A 20,441-nucleotide genomic window follows, 5' to 3' on the forward strand; every position below is an offset into this window, starting at 1 on the left:
TATCCTTAAGCTTATCTGTTAATCCAAGGATTTAATGATAAATAATTATAACAAAAAAATGATTTGATACAATCAACAACGAAAACATATCAAGGTGACATCATGAAAAATCTATCCAAAGAAATAGTAGAACGCATTGAAAACATTTCAAGGCCAGTTAAAATAATGCACGTATGTGGCTCCCATGAACATACAATAATGCAGCATGGAATAAGATCATTGATTCCAAAAGAAGTAGAAATAGTAGCAGGTCCAGGGTGTCCTGTTTGTTGTGTACCTTCAATAGAAGTTGATGAATGCCTGTATCTTGCACGAAAAGGCGTTACCATTACAACATTTGGAGATATGCTGAGGGTTCCTGGAACAACAGGGACACTTGCAGATGCAAAGGCTGAAGGTGCTGATGTAAGAATAGTTTATGGAATAAACAATGCGGTTGAAATTGCAGAAAAGATTGATAACGATGTCGTATTTATGGCAGCAGGTTTTGAAACCACTGCACCTACCACTGCGGCAGAAATAGTTGCAGGGCTTCCGAAAAACCTTTCAATTTTATCCTGCCATAGATTAATACCTCCTGCACTCAAATTTTTAATTGAATCAGGAGAAGTAAACTTAAATGCCCTTATAGAGCCCGGACATGTTTCAACAATAATAGGAACAGAACCTTATGAACTATTTTCTAAAAAATATGGCATTCCCCAAGTTGTTGCAGGCTTTAATCCACTTGATGTCCTGATTTCAATTTATATGATATTAAAACAGATGGATGAGGGCAAAGCTGTAGTTCAAAATGAATACAAGCGAGCTGTTAGAGAAGAAGGAAATATAAAAGCTCAAGAGCTTATGGATGAAGTTTTCTATATTAAAGATAAAGAATGGAGAGGTTTCCCTGAAATTCCGGACTCTACATATGAAATAAAGGATGAATTTGCAGATTCCAACGCAAGGGAAAGATTTGATATTCAAGTAGAACAGGGCGAAAAAGTCCCAACTGGTTGTATATGCGGCCCAATTCTGAGAGGAATTGCAAGACCAGAGCAGTGCAAACTTTTCAGGAAAGAATGCAATCCTATGAACCCAATCGGCGCATGTATGGTCAGTAAAGAAGGAACATGCAATATAGCATTTAGATATGGATCCGGATTATAATCAAAATCTCTAATTATAATTCGAGCCTAATTTCCAGGCTTCAATCCAATATTTTTAAATAATTGGAGTAATGTTCTAATGAAAGCAGTTGCTGTAGACATAGATGGTACGATTACTGATAAAAATCGGAAGATATGTGTAAATGCAATAAATGCACTGCGAAAAGCAGAAGATGCAGGTTATCCGGTTATATTAGTGACTGGAAATGTACTCTGCACAGCGAAAATGGTATCCACAATGTTAGGTACATCTGGAGGAATAGTCTGCGAAAATGGTGGAGTTGTATATACCACAAAAAGAAATTTAATTCTTGGCAATGTTAAAAAATGCAGACCTGCCTATGAATTATTAAAATCACAATATGATGTGGAAAAAACAGAATTCTCAGATCTTCGGTTATCTGAAATTGCGATAAAACGTACTATCGATGTAAATACTATAAAAGAGACTGTAAAAAATTTTGATGTTGTGGTATACGACACTAAATTTGCAATACACATTACAGACCCTTTAGTTAATAAGGGAAAATCACTTAAAATCGTTGCAGAAGATATTGGCATAACAGCTGATGAAATACTTGCAATAGGCGACAGTGAAAACGACCTTGAGTTCCTGGAGGTTGCAGGGTTCAAAGTTGCTGTTTCAAATGCAGATGATGAGCTTAAAGAAAATACTGATTATGTAACAAAAAAGGCCTACGGTGATGGGGCTGCAGAAGCAATTGAAAAATTTATTTTAAATAAATAGTATTATTAAGATGTTAAATAACATAACAGGAGATCTTATATGATAAATACTGCAGAACGCGCGTTAAATCTTGCTTTAAAAGATTCTGATTATGCAGAAGTGTATATAGAAAGAGAAAAAAGTATTGATGTAGACATCCAGAGAAATGAAATTAGTTTTGCAAAAGAAGAAATTACCTACGGATTAAGCGTAAGAGTAATTTTAAGAGGAAAAATGGGATTTTCTTATACAACTAATATTGATAAAATTGATGAAACCGCGAAGAATGCAATATTCAACGCGAAATCTAATATTGAAGATGAATATTTTGATTTTGCCCATGAATCCAAATACAGCCAAGTTAAAGGTACTTATGATAAAAAAAATGAAGCAATGGATATTGAAAGTTCCATCGATTTTGCAAAAACTATGATAAACACTGTTGAAGAAGAAAAATGTGAACCAACCTCCGGAGGATTTTCTGCAGGGAAAACAGAGAGCTTAATCTTAAATTCAAATGGTGTAAACCGCAAAGAAATAGGAACATCATTTTCAGGGTTTATAGCAGTAAATGCCGAAAAAGATGGAGAAATATCAACAGCATACGAAGGGGACTCATCAAGGCTCTTTGATATTAATCCAGAATGGATTGCAGATAATGCATGTGATATTGCAAAAAATTCTTTAAACGGCAAACCTGTAGAAACAAAAGATATGGATGTAATATTAGATTATCGTGCATCTGCAGGTCTTCTTGGAACATTTGTGGGTGCTTTTAATGCAGATAATGTTCAAAGAGGCAGGTCCGTCTTTGCAGATAAAATAGGAAATGAAGTTGTTTCGCCTTCATTAAGCATTTATGATGACGGTACATTTGAAGGAGGACTTGCTTCCGCAATAAGTGATGGAGAAGGAACTCCTACCCAAAAAACTGCTGTAATTCAGGACGGAATCCTAAAAAGTTTCATTTATGATATATATACATCTAAAAAAGGAAATACAGAAAGTACGGGTAACGGTATGAGGTCTTCATTTGCAGATATGCCTTCAGTGGGCTTAAGTAATTTTGTTCTTGAATTTAAGGATACCTGTGAAATGGAAGATATTAAAGAAGGAATACTTGTTACAGATGTTTTAGGTGCACATACAGCCAACCCAATTTCAGGAGACTTTTCAGTTGAGGCCAACAATGCATTTAAAATAGAAAATGGAGAAATTAGTTACCCTGTTAAAAAAGCCATGTTATCTGGAAACATATTTGATGTTATGAAAAATGCATCAAGCGGTTCTAAAGAAATCAGACAACGTGGACCCTTTGTTATTCCACGTGTTTTAGCTCCGGGTTTAAGAGTTGTGGGATAATCACGCTCTAACCACCCCATTTTTCCAATATTCTATTTTTAATGTTATTGCCATTTGAGTCAAAGATATTAATCTTTGGAACATAAATAAGATCAATGCGCCCCAACACTATAAAAAAGGAACTTTCAACTTATTTTAAAATTATGCTTAATCTAAGACCATCCAAGGTCAAAGTAGCTTCAATGATAGAAGCAAAGAAAAGTGAAGATATTAACTCTCTTTGGAGAGAACATGGACATATTCAAAACGAACTTAAAAATATATCCCATACAGTATCCTTTAATGGCCTGGAAAAACCCGATTTTTCTTATCTTGATTTAAAAATAAAGATTGCAGAAAAAATATTTGAAAACTGTTATTTTTGCGAGAGGAAGTGCCATATTAACCGAAATATAGAAAAAGGGTCTTGCAACGTGAAAAATCCAAAAATCGCATCTGAATTCATGCATATGGGCGAAGAAGCTCCTATCGTGCCCAGCCACACTGTATTTTTTACAGGCTGTAATTTTGAATGTATTTACTGCCAAAATTTTGATATAAGTCAATTTCCAGAATCTGGAATAGAAATAAACGAAATACAGCTAGCCAAACTAATTGATAAACGGAGAAAAGATGGTTCAAGGAACGTGAACTTTGTTGGAGGAGACCCAACCCCTAACTTACTCTATATTTTAAAGACAATGAAAATCTGTATTGAAAACATCCCTGTGATATGGAACAGCAATTTTTACATGAGCGAAGATGCCATGAAACTTCTTGACGGTTTTGTTGACGTATTTTTAAGTGATTTTAAATATGGACCAGAGGGGTGCGCAGGAAAGCTTTCTAAAATTCCAAATTACTGGAATACCATAACAAGGAATCATAAAATGGCGAAAAAGTCTGGGGATATGATCATAAGGCATCTTGTACTTCCAGGCCATGTTGAATGTTGTTCAAAACCTATTTTAAAATGGATAAGTGAAAACTTAGGGAAAAAAACCGTTATTAACATTATGAGTCAGTATCGTCCAGTTTATAGGGCCTGCGAATCTGAAAAAATTACAAGATATCCGAGCCGCCGAGAACTTGAAGAAGTGGTTACTTATGCAAAAAACTTAGGTTTTATAAATTTAATTTGAATATAACCTTTTTATAACTTTTAGCTTCTTTTTAATGTCATAATATATATTTATTTTATACTAAATCTAATTTAAGCATTTAGAGTTTAAAATTAGCCTATTTACATTCATATTTATACTAAAATTTTTAAAAAAGCAACATAAACATTAATGATTAATTTATGTAAAAACTAGTTAATATATATTTCTTTAAAACATATTATTTATCTAATAAATATTCTTAAATTTACAAACGTAATTGAAGCTACTAAAATTCCAAAAAAGTCATTTTAACACAAATAGAATGCATGCAAAGTTTAGTTAAGAATTATAACAACACTAGCGGAATTATAAAAGTAATGAGTATGACCTCTTTTGTTATACAACATTTAAAATAAACTGATTTATCCAAAATAATAATTGAAAGAGCTCACCCCACATATCCTATTTCAATAACCACATAATGTGCCTTAAATACTAAAAAGAGCTTTAAACATACTTTTTTTGAGGATTAAAATCAAAATATTTATATGATATAGAATATTAACTATTTTCTACCCATAGAAAAAACCTTAATTGAATTTTTACATGTTTGTGAAATTGATAAATTTCACAACCGGAAAAATTAAAAAAAATTTTCCATGCCTACAAAATCTATGATTTATGGCCGTAAAAATTCAGAGAATTTTTCCATGATTGGGCATTGGAGGCGTTATAATTAAGAGAAAACTGCCTTTTGCAGTTCTACTAATACTTGGCTTATTCCTGGCAAGTATAGCTGGCGCAAGCGCGGCAGATGTAGACACTGCACAATCACAGGCTGTTAATAACAGCACTGTGCAAGAAAATGCTGGAATACACACAAACAATACATACAATGAAAACGAATCGGTTGCAACGCAAAATTCGACCGAGGAAAACATAACGGAGGGTACGAGTACTGCCACATCAAATGCAAGTACCAACCAAACCACCGTTAAAACAGAACCAGTTGCACAAGATACAGCAAATACAAGTGCTGATCAAAATGCAACAACTTTCACAGTGACTTCAACAAACTCCACCAGCAAAAATTCAACAGATACAGAAACAAACACACAAAACGCAGCTTCAGCTGCAGTAAACAGCAGTCAAAATTCAACAAGCACAAAAACTAACACAGGGAATAATACGACCAGTACTCAAACTCAAAGTACTGGGTATGATACTATCAAAAATAATGGTAGTTATCAAAAAGCAGCTGCAGGGGAAACAAAGGTTATCTCCAAAAGCTTTACTGTAAAGCAAATCAATAATGCAGCAGCAAGAGTTAAAGCATACGTTGAAACCAACCACAGACTTCCAAATTATGTGGCAATTGGTACAATCCAAGTGCAAATGTCTGATTTCCTAAAATTACTAGTTGCAAATCTATTGCAGCTAAATAACGGAAAAACAAGTTCAATAACACTAAAAAGTATAAATAGTGCAGCGAAACCTAGCGAAAATGTTAAAAGCGGCACTATAACTAAAGCGGGTTATTTGGACCTTGCTAAAAGAGTGAATGCATTTATAAATGCAAATGGTATCTTACCAAATTATGCAACAAGCAGTCTTGGCAAACTAAATTATAAATCTTTAATTTACATGTTTTCCAAGGTACTTGCTTTCTACAATACAAATAGTAGATTGCCAAGTTATGTTACTGTTAAACCCTGGAGTAAAGTTGGAACTTCAGATACCTCAACGTCAGATTCATCAACACCAGTACCTGCATCGCTGCAGCAGTATCTCAAAGCAACAAAAAACTGTGAAGTAACCAATTCACAGATTCAAGCACTGGCAAAATCAATAACAAGCGGTAAATCGTCCACATATGCTAAAGCATCGGCGATATTTAACTGGGTACGAGATAACATAGGCTATAAATTTTATTATAACAGCGTAAAAGGAGCCGTAGGTACATTAACATCGAAATCAGCGAATTGCTGTGATACTTCTAATCTACTGGTAGCTCTTGAAAGAGCTGCAGGAATACCAGCACGATACGAGCACGTTTATGCTAAATTCTCAAGTGGCACATGGTATGGGCACGTTATTGCTCAAGTTTGGGTTAATGGTAAATGGTACTACGCAGATGCAAGTAGCTCCAGAAATACATTTGGTGTTATAAATAACTGGAATACAACAACAGCAACAGTATACGGTACATATGCATCCCTATCTTTCTAATAGAAAAATAAAAAGATGCTAAAGCCGTTGCAGTAGGAGTAATATGGATATAATGGCACTTTGTGCCGAAACCATGCAAATTCCACTAGCAACTTAGGTGCCATATCTGACAGCTGAAAATTGTTAATAGATCAGACAACACTAAAATTTGGATAAACACTGGTAAGTCGACATAAATGCTTTAACTAATAAAAGAATGTTGGAGACACTAAATTTAGTGTATTCCTCTAAAATCAGTTTAAACTGGAAAAATCTCCAAGAGATTTTATGCTCGAAAATTCATCAAAAAATCTACAGATTTTTAAGGATTTTCGTCAACCCCAAACACGGTGTGTTTGAGGGTCCTATTTTCTTTTTAGTTTGAAAAATTAGAATCTATACAATCTTCTCTAGTTTTTAACACACTTGTCTCGACATATTTACAGCATCTAAATTTTCAATTTTGTATTAATCTTGTTTGAGTCATACGTTAACACTGAAATTTTAGTATTAACAAATGCAGAATAATAATTAAACTATACAAAAAATAGTTAATACTCAGTTTTTTTAGTAAATTTTTTAGCATAATATATAATAATTAATTAATAAAAATGAATAAAATTCTTAAAATTTCAAATAACTTCGTTTAACCAAAATAGAATGTTAATAGAGTTTATTTAATGATTACTCCAATTATACCCCAAGTATAAAAGTAATGTACATGCCTCTTTTTGCCAAATAATGTTTAAAATAAGCGGATTTAGTGAAAATAATAATTGAGAGAGTTCATCCCAAAGATCTTATTTCAATAACCGCACAACATGTCCTAAATTGTAAAAAGAGCCCAATAAGCGCCTTTTTTTGGTATTAAAATCAAAAGATTTATATGGCATAGTGCATTAACTACTCCCTATCCATAGAAAAACTCTCATTGAGTTTTTTAATGATTGGTAATCGGAGGCGGTATAATTACGAGGAAATTGCTTTTTGCAGTCCTATTAATATCCAGTCTTTCTTTGACGGGTATAACTGGCGCAAGCGCGGCAGACGTAGGAACTGCACAAACACAGGCTGTTAATAACAGCACTGTGCAAGAAAAAGCCAATATACAACTAAATAATACATGCGACACAAAAAAATCGGTTGCAACGCAAAATTCAACCGATAAAAGTGTAAAAACAGTGCAGAATACAAGTACGGCTACATCAAGTGTCAGTACTAATCAAACCACCGTTAAAACACAAGCAGTAGCACAAGATACAGTAAGTACAAGTGATAATCAAGCTACAGCAACTTCAACAGTGACTTCAACAAATTCCACCAGCAAAAATTCAACAGTTTCAAAAACAAACACAAATAACATACAAGCAGCAGCAGGAGAAACAAAAGTATCTAAAAACTTTACTGTAAGTCAAATCACAGATGCAGCAGCTAGAGTCAAAGCATACATCGAAACCAACCACAAACTTCCAAACTATGTGACAATTGGTACAACTCAAGTTGAAATGCCTGAATTCTTAAAACTACTGACTGCAGGTTTACTACAGATAAACAACGGAACAACAACATCAATAACACTCAAAGACATAAACAGTGCAGCAAAACCTAGTGAAAGTGTTAAAAGTGGTAATATAACTAAAACAGGTTATTTAGACCTTGCTAAAAGAGTTAACACTTTTATAGATGCAAATGGTGCTTTACCAAATTATGCAACAAGCAGTCTTGGTAAATTAAATTACCAATCTTTGATTTACACATTTTCAAAGATAATGGCTTTCTATAAAACAAACGAAAGGTTACCAAGTTATGTTACAGTTAAACCATGGAGCACAGTTGGAAGTTCAAGTACATCGACTTCAGGTTCAACATCAACATCAGTACCTGCATCATTACAACAGTACCTTAAAGCAACAAAAAACTGTCAGGTAACCAATTCACAGATTCAAGCACTGGCAAAATCAATAACAAGCGGTAAATCGTCCACGTACGATAAAGCAGTGGCAATATTTAACTGGGTAAGAGATAATTTAGGTTATTCCTTCTATTATAACACCAAATACGGTGCTGTAGGCACCTTAAGCAAAAAAACTGGAAACTGTGTTGATACAGCTCACCTGTTAATAGCTCTTGAAAGAGCTGCAGGAATACCAGCACGATACGAACACGTTAAAGCCAAATTTACAAGTGGTAACTGGTACGGACACGTTATCGCTCAGGTATACGTGAACGGTAAATGGTATAATGCAGATGCAACCAGTTCTAAAAACACTTTTGGTGTTATTAAAAACTGGAATACCGCAACAGCGACATACTACGGTACATACGCATCTCTATCTTTCTAAACTAGAAAGAAATAAAAAAGAGGGAAAAAATGATTAAAAAATCTATAGTTGCAGTAGTGGTAATGCTGGCTGCAGCGGCACTGGTATTCGGTGCTTCTGGAAACCACATAAATTCCACTAACAATTCAAAGGGACAACAGTCATCTGTTACTGACAGCAGTTCATCCAGTAACAGTGCATCAGATAGCGACAAAGCATCAGATAACACAACTAAACCAAAGATAACTTCAGAAGAAGCCCAAAAATTAGCCCAAAAATACATTGACGTAGACGGAGCAACCGCAGGAACACCTAAATTGATCAAAACTGATGGTCAATACATATATGCTGTTCCTGTTATCGACAACGGAACAAATGTCGGTGAAATAGACATTAACGCTATAACTGGCAAAAACGTTGGAGGCGCAGGCGGGGCACCTTAAGGTGTTTCCCAAATTGATTACACTGAAAAGATCTCTTATGAGATCTTTTACTTTTTTATTTTAAAATTGCCCAATTCATTATCTTCTTTAAAATTTATTATCACACTTTTTAAGGCAGGAAAGTCTGTAAAGTTTAAAAAAATAAAATAACTTGATAGTACATAATTTTAAATATTTGAGTCCATAGTTTATTACATAGTTATAAATAATTAAAGGAGTTAACATACCTAAACACGATAAAGCAGATAAAATATTTTATCTCAATTTTATAAATAACACATGGTGAAGTAATTAGATTTATTAAAACCACAAATAAGTGATAAGAATGATATGCGATAACTGCGGGGCAGAAATAGATAACAAAGAAACATACTGCCCTAACTGCGGAATGGAACTTCCAACTTCTAAATCCTCAAAAAAGAAAAGTTATAAAAATTCACAGCAGTTTGATAGTTTCCAGTCAAAGAAAAAATATAGAAATTACCCTAAAGAAGAACATTTTGAGGGGAAACGCTCAAGAAGAGAGACGGATCCATCTGATTTTGCATATGATATCCCTCACCCAAAGGCAGATTATACAAGTTATAATGAAGAAGAAGATTACAAAAGAAAGCCTTTAAAAAGGAAATATTACGGCGGTCCTTCATCTTCTAAACGCCATGATTCACCATATCAAAACGATGTTGATTATGAAAGTTATTATGATCATGGAGAAGAAGAAGTTCATGAAACAAAGAAATCCAGAATTAGTTTAGGTACAATATGCCTCTTCATGATCATGATACTTCTACTTGGATTTGTTATAGGGCTGATACTGTTTTCAAATACGCAGATAACTCCTAGCGTCCCTGGTTTCAATAGTTAGTATCAACTCCCAACTTATTTTAAAATAAAATTTAGCTAGTATCATTATATCTAAAAATAAAGCTAGCTAAACCTGACGGTTTAACTAATACCATCCAGAAATTGAAAACTTACCTTCAAGAATTCTTTTTTTAAGTTCACCAGTGAGTTCCCGTGCCCTTTTAATATCAGACTGCCTGCATATTATAGGCACGTCTATAACTTCATCATCCATTTTGAATTTCAGTTCACCACGTTTCATTTCGAATGCACCATGTTGACAGGAAGAAGCACACATGCCACAACCAAAGCACTTCCCTTCATTTAAAGTGCCTTCGTATGCTCCAGTAGGACATCTTTCACGTACCATACATACCCCACAGTTTAAACATGCTTCAGGATCGTAAACTGGCCTTTCATCATTATCACTCCAGACAGAAGCGTAGTCTGTAAACCCTAAAACTTTATGTCTTCCACGTATATCTGCAACAGGTAACTGTATATCTTTATTTAAGATAAAGGTGTTCTTCAAAATTTCATCATTTAGAATTGGGATTGCAGCAGCTACACTGTTGAAAACTTCTGGCCCTGCTGCTGTTTTAAACCCGCCGAGGTAATGTGGATCCATATCGACCATATCTGCAGCTATCATCAAGTTTGGTTTTTCAGGAGCACTTCTTGTCCCACTGCCAAGAACAATTCCTTCAGATCCACACAACAGCACTTTAGTTCCTGTTTTTATTGTTTTCATCCCAGGATCATTTTGCAGTGGATTTAATTCGCCGCAGCCTGAAAATGAAAGCCCTTTAAATGGCCCTTCCATATCTACAGCATTAAATATAGATGCAACAGGTTCTTCAGTTGGGTTTAAAAATGCAGTGTAATTTTTAAATGCCAGACGAGTTCCAACCATCCGTGCCATGCCCATTTCATTAATATTTGTAGTTGATTTTATAATTTCACCGTTAATGGACTCAACTTCAATTTCTATATCTTTTCCTTCTACAATATCCTTAAATAAGAATCCTCCACCATATTCTTCATCATAAATACTGTGTGAGGTACCATAAGCTATTAAATCAACAGACCCAAGCCATTCATTTGGACATGGACCTGAAAATCCAGGGACTCCATTTAAAAGGACTTTTTTTGCTTTCTTAAATGATCCCGGCTCCCCTGCAGGAATATGAAAGACTGCAGCTGTTCCAGACATTATTCCACAAGTTCCTGCAGTTACAACATCAATATCTTCTGCTTTTGGTTCCTCTCCATCCCTTACAAGATTACTAACCTCTTCTGCTGTTAGTACAGTTGCTTCTCCGCGTTGGATTTTCTGATTAATTTCTTCAATGTTACGAATATTCAAAATATGACCCCTCGATTTTATAACAATAGTTATATTAAACTAATTTCTATAAAAATATATTCTAATCTATTTCAATCAAACTATATTTATTTTATTAAAATTAAAAAAATAGGAATTAAAATGAGTATTATCCAGTAAAAAGTAAAATAATAGCTATTTATCTATTTAGGTATGCCCATATATTTTCGGACCCCGCCAGCTATGATCCAGAGTATAATTGCACCAAATAAACCATATTTAAATTCATACAGATTAAATACTCCTCCCAAAAGAATTATGAGCCCTAAAACACCTACAATGTACATTATAAAATCAATCTGCCTGTCTTCCATTTTTTGTCCTCCTTAATCTTATTTATAAAGTATAAACTTAAAATATTCTTATTTAATCATTTATAGAACAATATATAATTTTTATGGGAAAATATAGTCTATTAACTATTTTTGGTAATTATAAAGAGAATACATTAACTTTATGCACCAAATTATATCCTCAATCTATTTTTAAATAGATGCTATTTTTCCATAGGCTGTTGTAAATATTCCAATAAAACATGCCACTGCAAAAACCTTAAATGCAACCCTTATGCTCCCTAAGAGATTGAAATAGGTATCAGGAGTAATTTGGACCTTTCCAATTAGCAGTGAAAAGATTAATATAATAATTCCAAAGCTTAAAACCTGCCCGCTAAGCCGCATTGTACTGGCCGTTGCAGAAGCTACACCATAATTCCGTTTTTTAACAGACCCCATAATTGCGTTGGTATTAGGGGAAGAAAATAGAGCAAATCCTGAACCAAGCACAAGCTGTCCTGCTATTATATAAGGTAGTCCTGTAAAAAATCCAACATAAATAAAAAATGAGAGACCAACAGCCGTTAATGCCATTCCAATTGAGGCCAGTATCCTTGGATCAATCTTATCCGATAATTCTCCGGCAATTGGAGATATAATTACCATTATAAGTGGCAGAGGGAGAAGTACCAGTCCTGCTCTTTGAGGAGAATATCCCAGTATATACTGCAAATAAAGGCTTAATAAAAAAACTGCACCAGTAGTTGTGCTGTAGTTAATCAGCGCCGCCAAATTAGAGAGAGCAAATATTCTGTTTTTAAAGAAAAGATTCATATCTAGAAGAGGGTTATCCACTCGCATATCCACAATAATAAAGACTAAGACCCCTACAATCCCCATTACTGTTAATATTATCCCTAAAGTTCCAGGGAGGGATGAAAATCCATACATCAAGAAAAGGAGCGCAAAACTATATACAACTGCACTTTTAATATCGAATTTTTCTCCCATACATTCAGCCCACTCTCCTTTTAATCTCAAAAGAACAAATGAAATTACAATTAAACCCAGCAGTACATTTAAAAAGAAGATACTCCTCCAGCCAAGATACTGAGTCATGATTCCCCCCAAAAATGGGCCAATTGAAAGGCCAAAATAAACTCCTGCAAGATTAATTCCCAAGGCTTTTCCCCTTTCAGCTAAAGGAAATACAGAAGTTAAAATTGCCATCCCCGTGCCAAATATCATTGAAGCCCCAATTCCCTGAAAAGCTCGAAATAGAACCAGCAGCAGTGCAGATGGAGCGATACCTGCGAGAAATGAAAAAATAGTATAGGTAATTATTCCATATGTAAATATCCTCTTTAGTCCATAAATATCGGCAATTCTCCCAAATGGGAGTGTAAAAATAGCTGATGCCAGCAAAAATGATGCTGAAATCCAGCTGAGTAAAACCGCATCTGCAGCAAACTCATTTCCAATGGTTGGAAGTGCAACGTTGAGTGAAGAACCCATAAACGGTACAAGAAAAGCAGCTAATGTGGCAGCCAGTAATGCAGTCATTTTAGTTACGTCATTGGCCTTGTTTTCCATAGCAGTTCCTTCTTAAAAAATCTAAAACAGTTGAAATTAAAATAAAAATTACAGCTATTCTATTAACCACTAACTATTAATCTTTCGTAACTAACTTATTTCAATACATAACTAAGCCAAAATTATTTAAAATACAACTATTGCATCTTTAATTCTTATAACTCCCCTAAAAAAAAGATAAATTTTAAATTTTCCTAAACTATAAAATTTCACACCCTGCATTTTTATTTCATCCAATTAACCCATATGAGAATACCTACCTAACGTACCCGCTGTTACCCATACAGCGAGTGTGCCCAACAGTACATATATCAATGAATAGTGAAATGTGCCCACCATTAAAAATATCAATCCAATACTGCCTATAACTCCCATTACAGTTTTCCCAACAGCACCGCCTATAATCCATAGTATAAAAGCAGCCATTAATCCATAACTAAGATTATAAAGGTTAAATACTCCTCCCAATAAAATTATAAGCCCCAAACCACCTAAAAAATAAGTTAAGGCATTTTGTTCATTTCTCCGCATTATCCTTCCTCCAATCAACACCATTAATGTCGTTACGTATCATAAAAAAGATATTCCAAAACCTGTTGAATTATTACAAAACAAGACATATATAACCTTTATGAAAAAGTACAGTATTAGTATTATCAATAATGTAAATGGAAATCTAAAATTATGCAGATTTAAGTTTGAACTAAAAATAAGTGTTTAAATTAGTAAAAAAGAAATAAAATTCAAATATTAATTAAAAATAGAAAAAAAGATTAAATCTTTTTTAATTCAGTAACTGCAAACTCAAGCGCTTCCTGCATTTTTTCAGCTTTTGGCCCTGCACCCTGGGCAAGATTTGGCCTTCCGCCCCCACCGCCGCCGAGAATTGCAGCAGCATCTTTTATGATGCCGTTAATTTTGATACCGTTTTCAAGCGCTTTTTTAGAGACTGCACCAACTATTTTACCTTCACTGCTTCCCAGAACAGCAACATCAACTTTTCCCTGTTTTTCTGTTAAGTCAGTTGCCATTTTTATAAGTTCGTTCATGTCAGAATCAATTATTTCACTTAAAACAACTAAATCACCGATTTTTTCAGTTTTGTTTAAAATTCCCTCGGTTTTAAGTGATGCAATTTCCCCTTTAAGTTTATTAATTTCATTTTTAAAGGATTTCCACTCATTGAAAAATCTGTCACAGGTTTTAGGAAGTTGCTCTGATGTGACTTTGAATACATCTGAACTTTCTTTTAAGATATTATCGTTACGCTGTGCTGCTTCGATTGCAGCTTCACCCGCTGAAAATTCAATTCTTTCTACACCATCCTGAATTCTTTCAGTCTTGGTTATTTTTATAAGTCCAATATCTCCAGTTTGATTACAGTGAGTCCCTGCACATGCCTGCACATCAATTCCGTCAACTAAAACTGTCCTTATGTCCATTCCTGGGACAATTCCACCTTGATATAATATGAATCCATATTTTTTCTCGGCTTCTGCCCTTGCCATCCAGTTTGTAAGTACAGGACGGTTTTCCATAACGAATTTATTTGCCAGCAGTTCAATTTCCTGAAGTTCTTCAGGTTCTATTCGTTTATAATGAGTAAGGTCAATCCTTGACTTTTTAACCCCTTTCTGAGCTCCTGCTTGCCATATGTGATCTCCAAGGATCTTTCTTGCTGCTGCAACGATTAAGTGAGTTGCTGTGTGGTTTCTGGTTAAAGCCATCCTTCTGGAAATATCAATTTGACCAGTTATTATCTGACCTTTGTAAGGATGCACTTTCTCAATATCCTCTTCAGCCACCCTGTGTAAAACAGTGTTGTTAACTTTTTCAGCGTGTAAAACTTTTATTTTTTCACCGCGGATCTCTAAGTATCCTATGTCAGAAGGCTGACCTCCCCCTTCAGGATAAAATACAGTTTGATCCAGTACTACATTATTTTCATAGGTTCCAAGCACATGCGCCTCAAACTGAGTATCAAACGGCTTCTTGTAAAATAATAAATCAGTTGCTGGGAATTCAAGCTCGATTTCAGCTTTTTCTTCCTGAGCTTCTTCTTCATGCTCAGCAGCTACCAATGTATAGAAATTATCAGGTACTTTTACCTCAAATTCCATCTTTTCAGAGATTTCCTTGGTAGTCTCTGGAGGAATTCCATGGGATTCATAAAGTTCTTTAAGGGTTTCAAAGGGCATCTCAGTTTTATTCTTTTTCCTGAGTTTTTTAACGCTCCTTTTAACAAGTTCTCTACCTTTTGAAACAGTTTTATCGTACCTTTTATCCTCTAAATTAATTACATTAATTATATGATCCTGACTTTGCCTGATTTCAGGATAGGTCTTAGACAGAAAATCAAGCTGTATTCTCATTATATCTGCCAGGGACTCTTTTAATCCCAACTCTTTTATGAAACGGATTGTTCTCCTCAGGACAAGTCTTGCAAGATATCCTTCTTTAACATTGGAAGGAATTACACCGTCTGCAAGCATGAATGCAAGGCATCGTGTATGGTCTGCAATTACATAAATAGCTTCCATTGGTTTTGTAGCCCTTTCAAGGTCATCTAAAGATATATTAAGTCTATCTGCAACTTTTGACCTTAATTCTCTCAGGTCTGCAAATGTTTCAATGTCCATCATACCTGCAACTTGAGCATTCTCTGCTAAGATTCTCTCATCAACTTCAACACCAGACAGTTCCTTTAATGTCTGTATTACGGGTCCAAATGAAGCATCATATGCAGTTGGTGTTCCCTGAGATATCCATGCAAATCTTTCAAGTCCATATCCAGTATCTACAACTGTAAGTGGAATTTCTTCAAGTTTTCCATCAGGTAAAGTTTTATATTTAATAAAAACAAGTGTTGCGAGTTCTACTCCCCTGACACAAATTTCATAACATGGCCCGGCGTTTCCTCCACCTTTCCACCATGATTCAATGTAAGTAATTTCTTCAGGGTTGATTCCAATAGATTTAATGAAGTCATGACAGTATTTTACTGTTTCATCTTCCCAGTAAATCTGTTCTTTATCAGTATTAAAAGCATGATGTGCACCCATTGTAAAACATGTCATGTGTCTGCCGGTCCTTCCGACATTATCCACATCGTTAAGTCTTATTGATGGCTGTGCAACTACCAGTGGGTTTGCAGGTGGTTCTACAGCTCCTGATGTTACCCATGGTTGAAAATCGTAAATTGATGCACCTACTAAAAAAACATCATCTCTCCACCGCTTTGCAAGAACAGGATATCTCTTTATAGGTGTATGTCCATGTTGGGCAAAAAATTCAGTAAAAGCTTTTTGAATTTCGTAAAGATCATATTTTTTATCTGTGGCAGGATTTCCAATAAATGTATATTCATCGCAGGGTGCGTCCCCACATGTCTTTCTATCTCCAATTGACCAGAAATCGTTTCCACAGGTAATACAAGTTTTTTTAGTAAATCCTAGTTCTTCAAGTTGGCGAGACATAGTAATCATTGATAAAAGTTATTAAATTATAGTAAATTACCAAATATTTTTATACAACACTTTAAACGGTGTTTTTATTTTTAAATATTAATCTTTATAAATTGAATAATTTACATTTTTGACTTAAAATAGCAGTATAATTAAAATAAAAAAATAGGAGAAAGCCAAAAATGGCTTTGAAGTTTTGGAATTATCCGAAGAGAGCACCGAGACCTGCTGCGGCTTCTTCTTCTTTTTCTTCTTCCTCTTCTTCTTCCTCTTCTTCTTCTTCAGCTGGAGCTGCTGCTGGAGCTGCTGCTGCTGGAGCTGCTGCTGCTACTGCAGTTTTTTCCATTGCTTCTTCGATGTCTACGTCTTCGAGTGCTGCGATTAATGCTTTTACTCTAGCTTCGTCTACTTCTGCTCCTGCTGCTTCTAATATTTTAGTTACATTTCCTTCGTTAATTTCCTGACCAGTTGTGTGCAATAACATTGCTGCGTATACATATTCCATTATAATCACCTTTCAATTTTATAAATTTAACCAAACAAGGCACCTAACCCTGCTGCGGCATCTTCTTCTTTTTCTTCTTCCTCTTCTTCTTCGTCTTCATCTTCTTCTTTTTCTTCTGATTTAACTTCAACAGCCTGTGGGCGTGATTTTAGTTTGTCCAGAAGTTCATCATCAAGTGCTTCTTCATTTTTGCTAGCTATTTCAGATGCCAGTGCTAACATTTGTAAGTAAGCCTTGGATAACAGTAAGTCTGTTGTTTTTGATGTGAGAATTTCTGCATTTAATGCTAGATTCATTGACTTGCTTGCAGCATTCTGTATTATATATGGCATAGCCACTTTGTTGTATATTGAAGCATTTACTGATAAGTTCAATGCTTGAGAGAATGCAGTCTGTATATCAGATATGGTTTTACTCTCATCAATTGTTAAAAGATCAGATGTGTATACCGTTTGATCTTCATATGCTGCTACTAAATCAATTCCAACTTCCATTGGGTGGATATCAAGTCTTGTAAGAATACCTGCTATCTCCCTGGAAACTACTTCCCCTTCAGCTACAACAACCTTATCCTTGGTTATGACGATTTTTCCTTTATCAATTTTTGCAGGAATACCGACTTTTTGAAGTTCCCCAAGAATAGGACCTGGTTTGAAAGCTGTGTCACCTTTAGGTACTACAATATCTGCAGGGGCAATACTTCCAGCCTTTGCAGGAGCAGGAGTCTTACTAGCTTCAAGAATCTTAAAAAGCTTAAATGGATTCATATTTGTAAAGATTAATGCAGGTTGCCCTTCCATATGTTCTCCGAGAGCATCTATATTAGATTTTTGAGATTCACTTAAAGCAAGGCTCATCAATGTCTTTCTTGACATTTTTACAGTTGCGTCCTCTTTTAAGGTTCTTCTCATCTTTTGGAGTTGAGGAGCTGGTATATCTGCTAGATTAGCCATACCTACTACGCTATGGCCGTCAATCAGTTCTTTAAGATTATTTACCTCGTCCTTTTTCCAATTAGCAACATGAGCCATTAGATCACCCTCGTTACTGGACCCATGGTTGTTTTAACATACATGGATTTTATTTGGTTTCTTCCTTTTTCAAGGTTCCTGTCCAATACGCCAAGCACAGCTTCTACATTATCCGCAATCAGTTCATCATCCATATCTTGTGAACCTACAATCGCCTGAATAACTGGCTGATCTTTTATTCTTACTTTTACAGTATTAGAAAGCCTTTCCAATATAGGATCTGGTTTTACAGTAGCTGGAACTGGTTTTGGCATTTTTTTCCTAGGCCCAAGAACTGGTCCTAAAAATCTACCAACCTGTGGCATCATATCTGCCTGTGCAACAAAAAATGTGTATTGACTGGCCATTTTTTTGGCCTGTTTCCGGTCTTTTCCCAGCTCTTCTAAATCAGCTTTGCTGATTACAAGGTCTGCACCGGCATTTTCTGCTAGAATTGCCAGTTCACCATCTGCTATAACGGCAATTTTAATGCCTTTACCGCGTCCATTTGGAAGGAAGACTTCTTCATCAAATCTGTTTTCTGGTTTTTTCACGTCTAAATCTTTGATGTTTATAACAACATCGATAGACTGTGTGAAGTTTCTCGGCTTGGATTCTTCCTTAGCCTTCTTCACTGCTTCCACTATCTCTTGATTCATCAAATTCCTCCATGAACTTTTTTGATAAAAAGTTCACAATTATATGTGGTATTTAAACCAAACGGATTATTTTGGTCAACTTATATATTTAATTTATTAAAATTTATAATAATTTATCGTCGTAAATACCTTCATCGATTTCTTTTTGAACTGTTTTAGGATCCTTTCCTTCTACAGTTAAACCCATACTTACACAGGTTCCTACAACTTCTTTTGTAGCCATTTTGTAATCGTTTGAAAGTAACGCGCTAAATTTCATTCTGGCTACTTTTAATGCTTGTTCTATTGATAGATCAGCAACTTTATCAAGTCCAGGATCTTGAGAACCCTTTTCAATATTAAGTTCATCCTTTATAAGTGCTGTTGTTGGTGGTGTACCTACTTCAATTTCAAATGCTTTAGTTCCAACGTCTACAATTACTTTTACTGGAACTTTCATTCCATCGAAATCTGAAGTTTTTTCGTTTATCTGTTCAACAACTTGCATCATGTTAATACCAAGCGGTCCTATTGCAGGTCCTAATGGTGGTCCTGGTGTTGCTTTTCCGCCTTCAATGAGAATTTCTACGGTTTCTTTTGCCATTAATCTGCCTCCTTCTGTATTAATCTAATTTGGTCACCTTTGACCGTAACTGGGATTGGAATCGCAGCTTCAATAAGTTCTAAAACTACTTCTTCCTTAGATTCATCTATTCTAACTACTTTAGCTTTTTCATCTTTAAAAGGACCAGATATAAGCTCTACAATACTTCCTTTTTTAACAGAGGCAAGTACCGGTTCTGGGTTTAAAAATGTTTTTATCTCTTCAAAGGATATTTCACCTTCAACTGATCCCCTTAAATTTGGAACTTTAAATGCGGGATCCTGCATATCTACTTTTGAAGGAGTTTCTACTAGTATATAACCTTTTAAAGTATCTGGAACAAGTATTGAAGTTACGTCTATATCACTGTTTCTAATATTTCTTGCAAGCAGCCTTGCAACGTTTTTTTCTTGTCCCACAAGGGTTCTAAATGCATATATCAAATTATCACTTACCTAAAACATTTAAGCTAATTTAATGCAGTAAATCAATAAAAATTATGTTTGACTAATTAACTGAGCCACAAGAGTTATTACAAAACCTATGACCCCTATGATTATAATTCCAATTCCAGTTATCTTTGCTACGTTTATATATTCATCACGTTCTGGCCTTTTGGATATGTATAAAACTCTTCTGTATTGTTTTAAAGCTTGGGTAATAGATTCTTTATTCAAATTCATAAAAATACCTACTTAAATTCATAATAGAATAAGTTATTGAATTAAGGATTGGGAATAATGTATTTGGTAATTATTCTATATAAATGATAATAGTTTATTTTCATTATGAATTTATAAACCTTTTCATTTTTATAGATAACTAAAACTA

At 34.7% G+C, this 20,441-nt stretch carries 19 protein-coding genes; 8 read left to right on the forward strand and 11 right to left on the reverse strand.

Features of this window, described 5'->3' with window-relative positions; genetic code table 11:
* Window positions 1–102 precede the first annotated feature (102 nt).
* The 8 genes from hypD to AAGU07_RS06015 all read left to right on the forward strand — a co-directional run bounded on the left by hypD (window position 103) and on the right by AAGU07_RS06015 (window position 10,159).
* Window positions 103–1,152, forward strand: a complete 1,050-nt coding sequence (hypD, locus tag AAGU07_RS05980) for a hydrogenase formation protein HypD (RefSeq protein WP_342458226.1) — start codon at window positions 103–105, stop codon at window positions 1,150–1,152.
* A gap of 78 nt (window positions 1,153–1,230) precedes the next feature.
* Window positions 1,231–1,899 (forward strand): phosphoglycolate phosphatase, encoded by a 669-nt coding sequence (locus AAGU07_RS05985; protein ID WP_342458227.1) that lies wholly within the window; start codon window positions 1,231–1,233, stop codon window positions 1,897–1,899.
* A gap of 39 nt (window positions 1,900–1,938) precedes the next feature.
* Window positions 1,939–3,240 carry a TldD/PmbA family protein gene (locus tag AAGU07_RS05990; RefSeq protein ID WP_342458228.1) on the forward strand — a complete coding sequence of 434 codons (1,302 nt, stop codon included), beginning with the start codon at window positions 1,939–1,941 and terminating at the stop codon, window positions 3,238–3,240.
* 182 nt (window positions 3,241–3,422) lie between these two features.
* Window positions 3,423–4,361, forward strand: a complete 939-nt coding sequence (locus AAGU07_RS05995) for a radical SAM protein (protein ID WP_342458229.1) — start codon at window positions 3,423–3,425, stop codon at window positions 4,359–4,361.
* A gap of 675 nt (window positions 4,362–5,036) precedes the next feature.
* Window positions 5,037–6,551, forward strand: a complete 1,515-nt coding sequence (locus AAGU07_RS06000) for a pseudomurein-binding repeat-containing protein (RefSeq protein WP_342458230.1) — start codon at window positions 5,037–5,039, stop codon at window positions 6,549–6,551.
* 926 nt (window positions 6,552–7,477) lie between these two features.
* Window positions 7,478–8,872, forward strand: a complete 1,395-nt coding sequence (locus AAGU07_RS06005) for a transglutaminase domain-containing protein (protein WP_342458231.1) — start codon at window positions 7,478–7,480, stop codon at window positions 8,870–8,872.
* 29 nt (window positions 8,873–8,901) lie between these two features.
* The gene (locus tag AAGU07_RS06010) at window positions 8,902–9,294 is read left to right on the forward strand and encodes a PepSY domain-containing protein (RefSeq protein WP_342458232.1); all 393 of its coding nucleotides are present in this window, start codon (window positions 8,902–8,904) and stop codon (window positions 9,292–9,294) included.
* 325 nt (window positions 9,295–9,619) lie between these two features.
* Window positions 9,620–10,159 (forward strand): zinc ribbon domain-containing protein, encoded by a 540-nt coding sequence (locus tag AAGU07_RS06015; protein ID WP_342458233.1) that lies wholly within the window; start codon window positions 9,620–9,622, stop codon window positions 10,157–10,159.
* Window positions 10,160–10,243: 84 nt separating this feature from the next.
* On the opposite strand, the gene AAGU07_RS06020 is transcribed toward AAGU07_RS06015, so the two are convergent.
* The 11 genes from AAGU07_RS06020 to AAGU07_RS06070 form a co-directional block, all read right to left on the reverse strand.
* Window positions 10,244–11,503, reverse strand: coding sequence for a methanogenesis marker 16 metalloprotein (locus tag AAGU07_RS06020; RefSeq protein ID WP_342458234.1), 1,260 nt, complete (start codon window positions 11,501–11,503; stop codon window positions 10,244–10,246).
* A gap of 161 nt (window positions 11,504–11,664) precedes the next feature.
* Window positions 11,665–11,835, reverse strand: a complete 171-nt coding sequence (locus tag AAGU07_RS06025) for a hypothetical protein (RefSeq protein ID WP_342458235.1) — start codon at window positions 11,833–11,835, stop codon at window positions 11,665–11,667.
* Between the two features lie 171 nt (window positions 11,836–12,006).
* Window positions 12,007–13,389 carry an MFS transporter gene (locus AAGU07_RS06030; RefSeq protein ID WP_342458236.1) on the reverse strand — a complete coding sequence of 461 codons (1,383 nt, stop codon included), beginning with the start codon at window positions 13,387–13,389 and terminating at the stop codon, window positions 12,007–12,009.
* A 237-nt stretch (window positions 13,390–13,626) separates the two neighbouring features.
* The gene (locus AAGU07_RS06035) at window positions 13,627–13,920 is read right to left on the reverse strand and encodes a hypothetical protein (RefSeq protein WP_342458237.1); all 294 of its coding nucleotides are present in this window, start codon (window positions 13,918–13,920) and stop codon (window positions 13,627–13,629) included.
* Window positions 13,921–14,162: 242 nt separating this feature from the next.
* Window positions 14,163–16,865: an alanine--tRNA ligase gene (gene alaS / locus AAGU07_RS06040; protein ID WP_342458238.1), complete on the reverse strand. Its 2,703-nt coding sequence runs from the start codon at window positions 16,863–16,865 to the stop codon at window positions 14,163–14,165.
* 190 nt (window positions 16,866–17,055) lie between these two features.
* Complete coding sequence (gene rpl12p / locus AAGU07_RS06045) at window positions 17,056–17,358, reverse strand: 50S ribosomal protein P1 (RefSeq protein WP_048080322.1); 303 nt, start codon at window positions 17,356–17,358, stop codon at window positions 17,056–17,058.
* 26 nt (window positions 17,359–17,384) lie between these two features.
* Window positions 17,385–18,389, reverse strand: a complete 1,005-nt coding sequence (locus AAGU07_RS06050; RefSeq protein WP_342458239.1) for a 50S ribosomal protein L10 — start codon at window positions 18,387–18,389, stop codon at window positions 17,385–17,387.
* Complete coding sequence (locus tag AAGU07_RS06055; protein ID WP_069585608.1) at window positions 18,389–19,027, reverse strand: 50S ribosomal protein L1; 639 nt, start codon at window positions 19,025–19,027, stop codon at window positions 18,389–18,391. Before AAGU07_RS06055 ends, AAGU07_RS06050 begins: the two co-directional genes overlap by 1 nt.
* A gap of 103 nt (window positions 19,028–19,130) precedes the next feature.
* Window positions 19,131–19,610, reverse strand: a complete 480-nt coding sequence (locus AAGU07_RS06060; RefSeq protein ID WP_342458240.1) for a 50S ribosomal protein L11 — start codon at window positions 19,608–19,610, stop codon at window positions 19,131–19,133.
* On the reverse strand, window positions 19,610–20,053 hold the full coding sequence (locus AAGU07_RS06065) for a transcription elongation factor Spt5 (RefSeq protein WP_069585610.1): 444 nt from the start codon (window positions 20,051–20,053) through the stop codon (window positions 19,610–19,612). Before AAGU07_RS06065 ends, AAGU07_RS06060 begins: the two co-directional genes overlap by 1 nt.
* A 54-nt stretch (window positions 20,054–20,107) precedes the next feature.
* Complete coding sequence (locus tag AAGU07_RS06070; protein WP_069585611.1) at window positions 20,108–20,293, reverse strand: protein translocase SEC61 complex subunit gamma; 186 nt, start codon at window positions 20,291–20,293, stop codon at window positions 20,108–20,110.
* Window positions 20,294–20,441 lie beyond the last annotated feature (148 nt).

It is taken from the genome of Methanobacterium sp., from assembly GCF_038562635.1.
Classification (GTDB): Archaea; Methanobacteriota; Methanobacteria; order Methanobacteriales; family Methanobacteriaceae; genus Methanobacterium_D.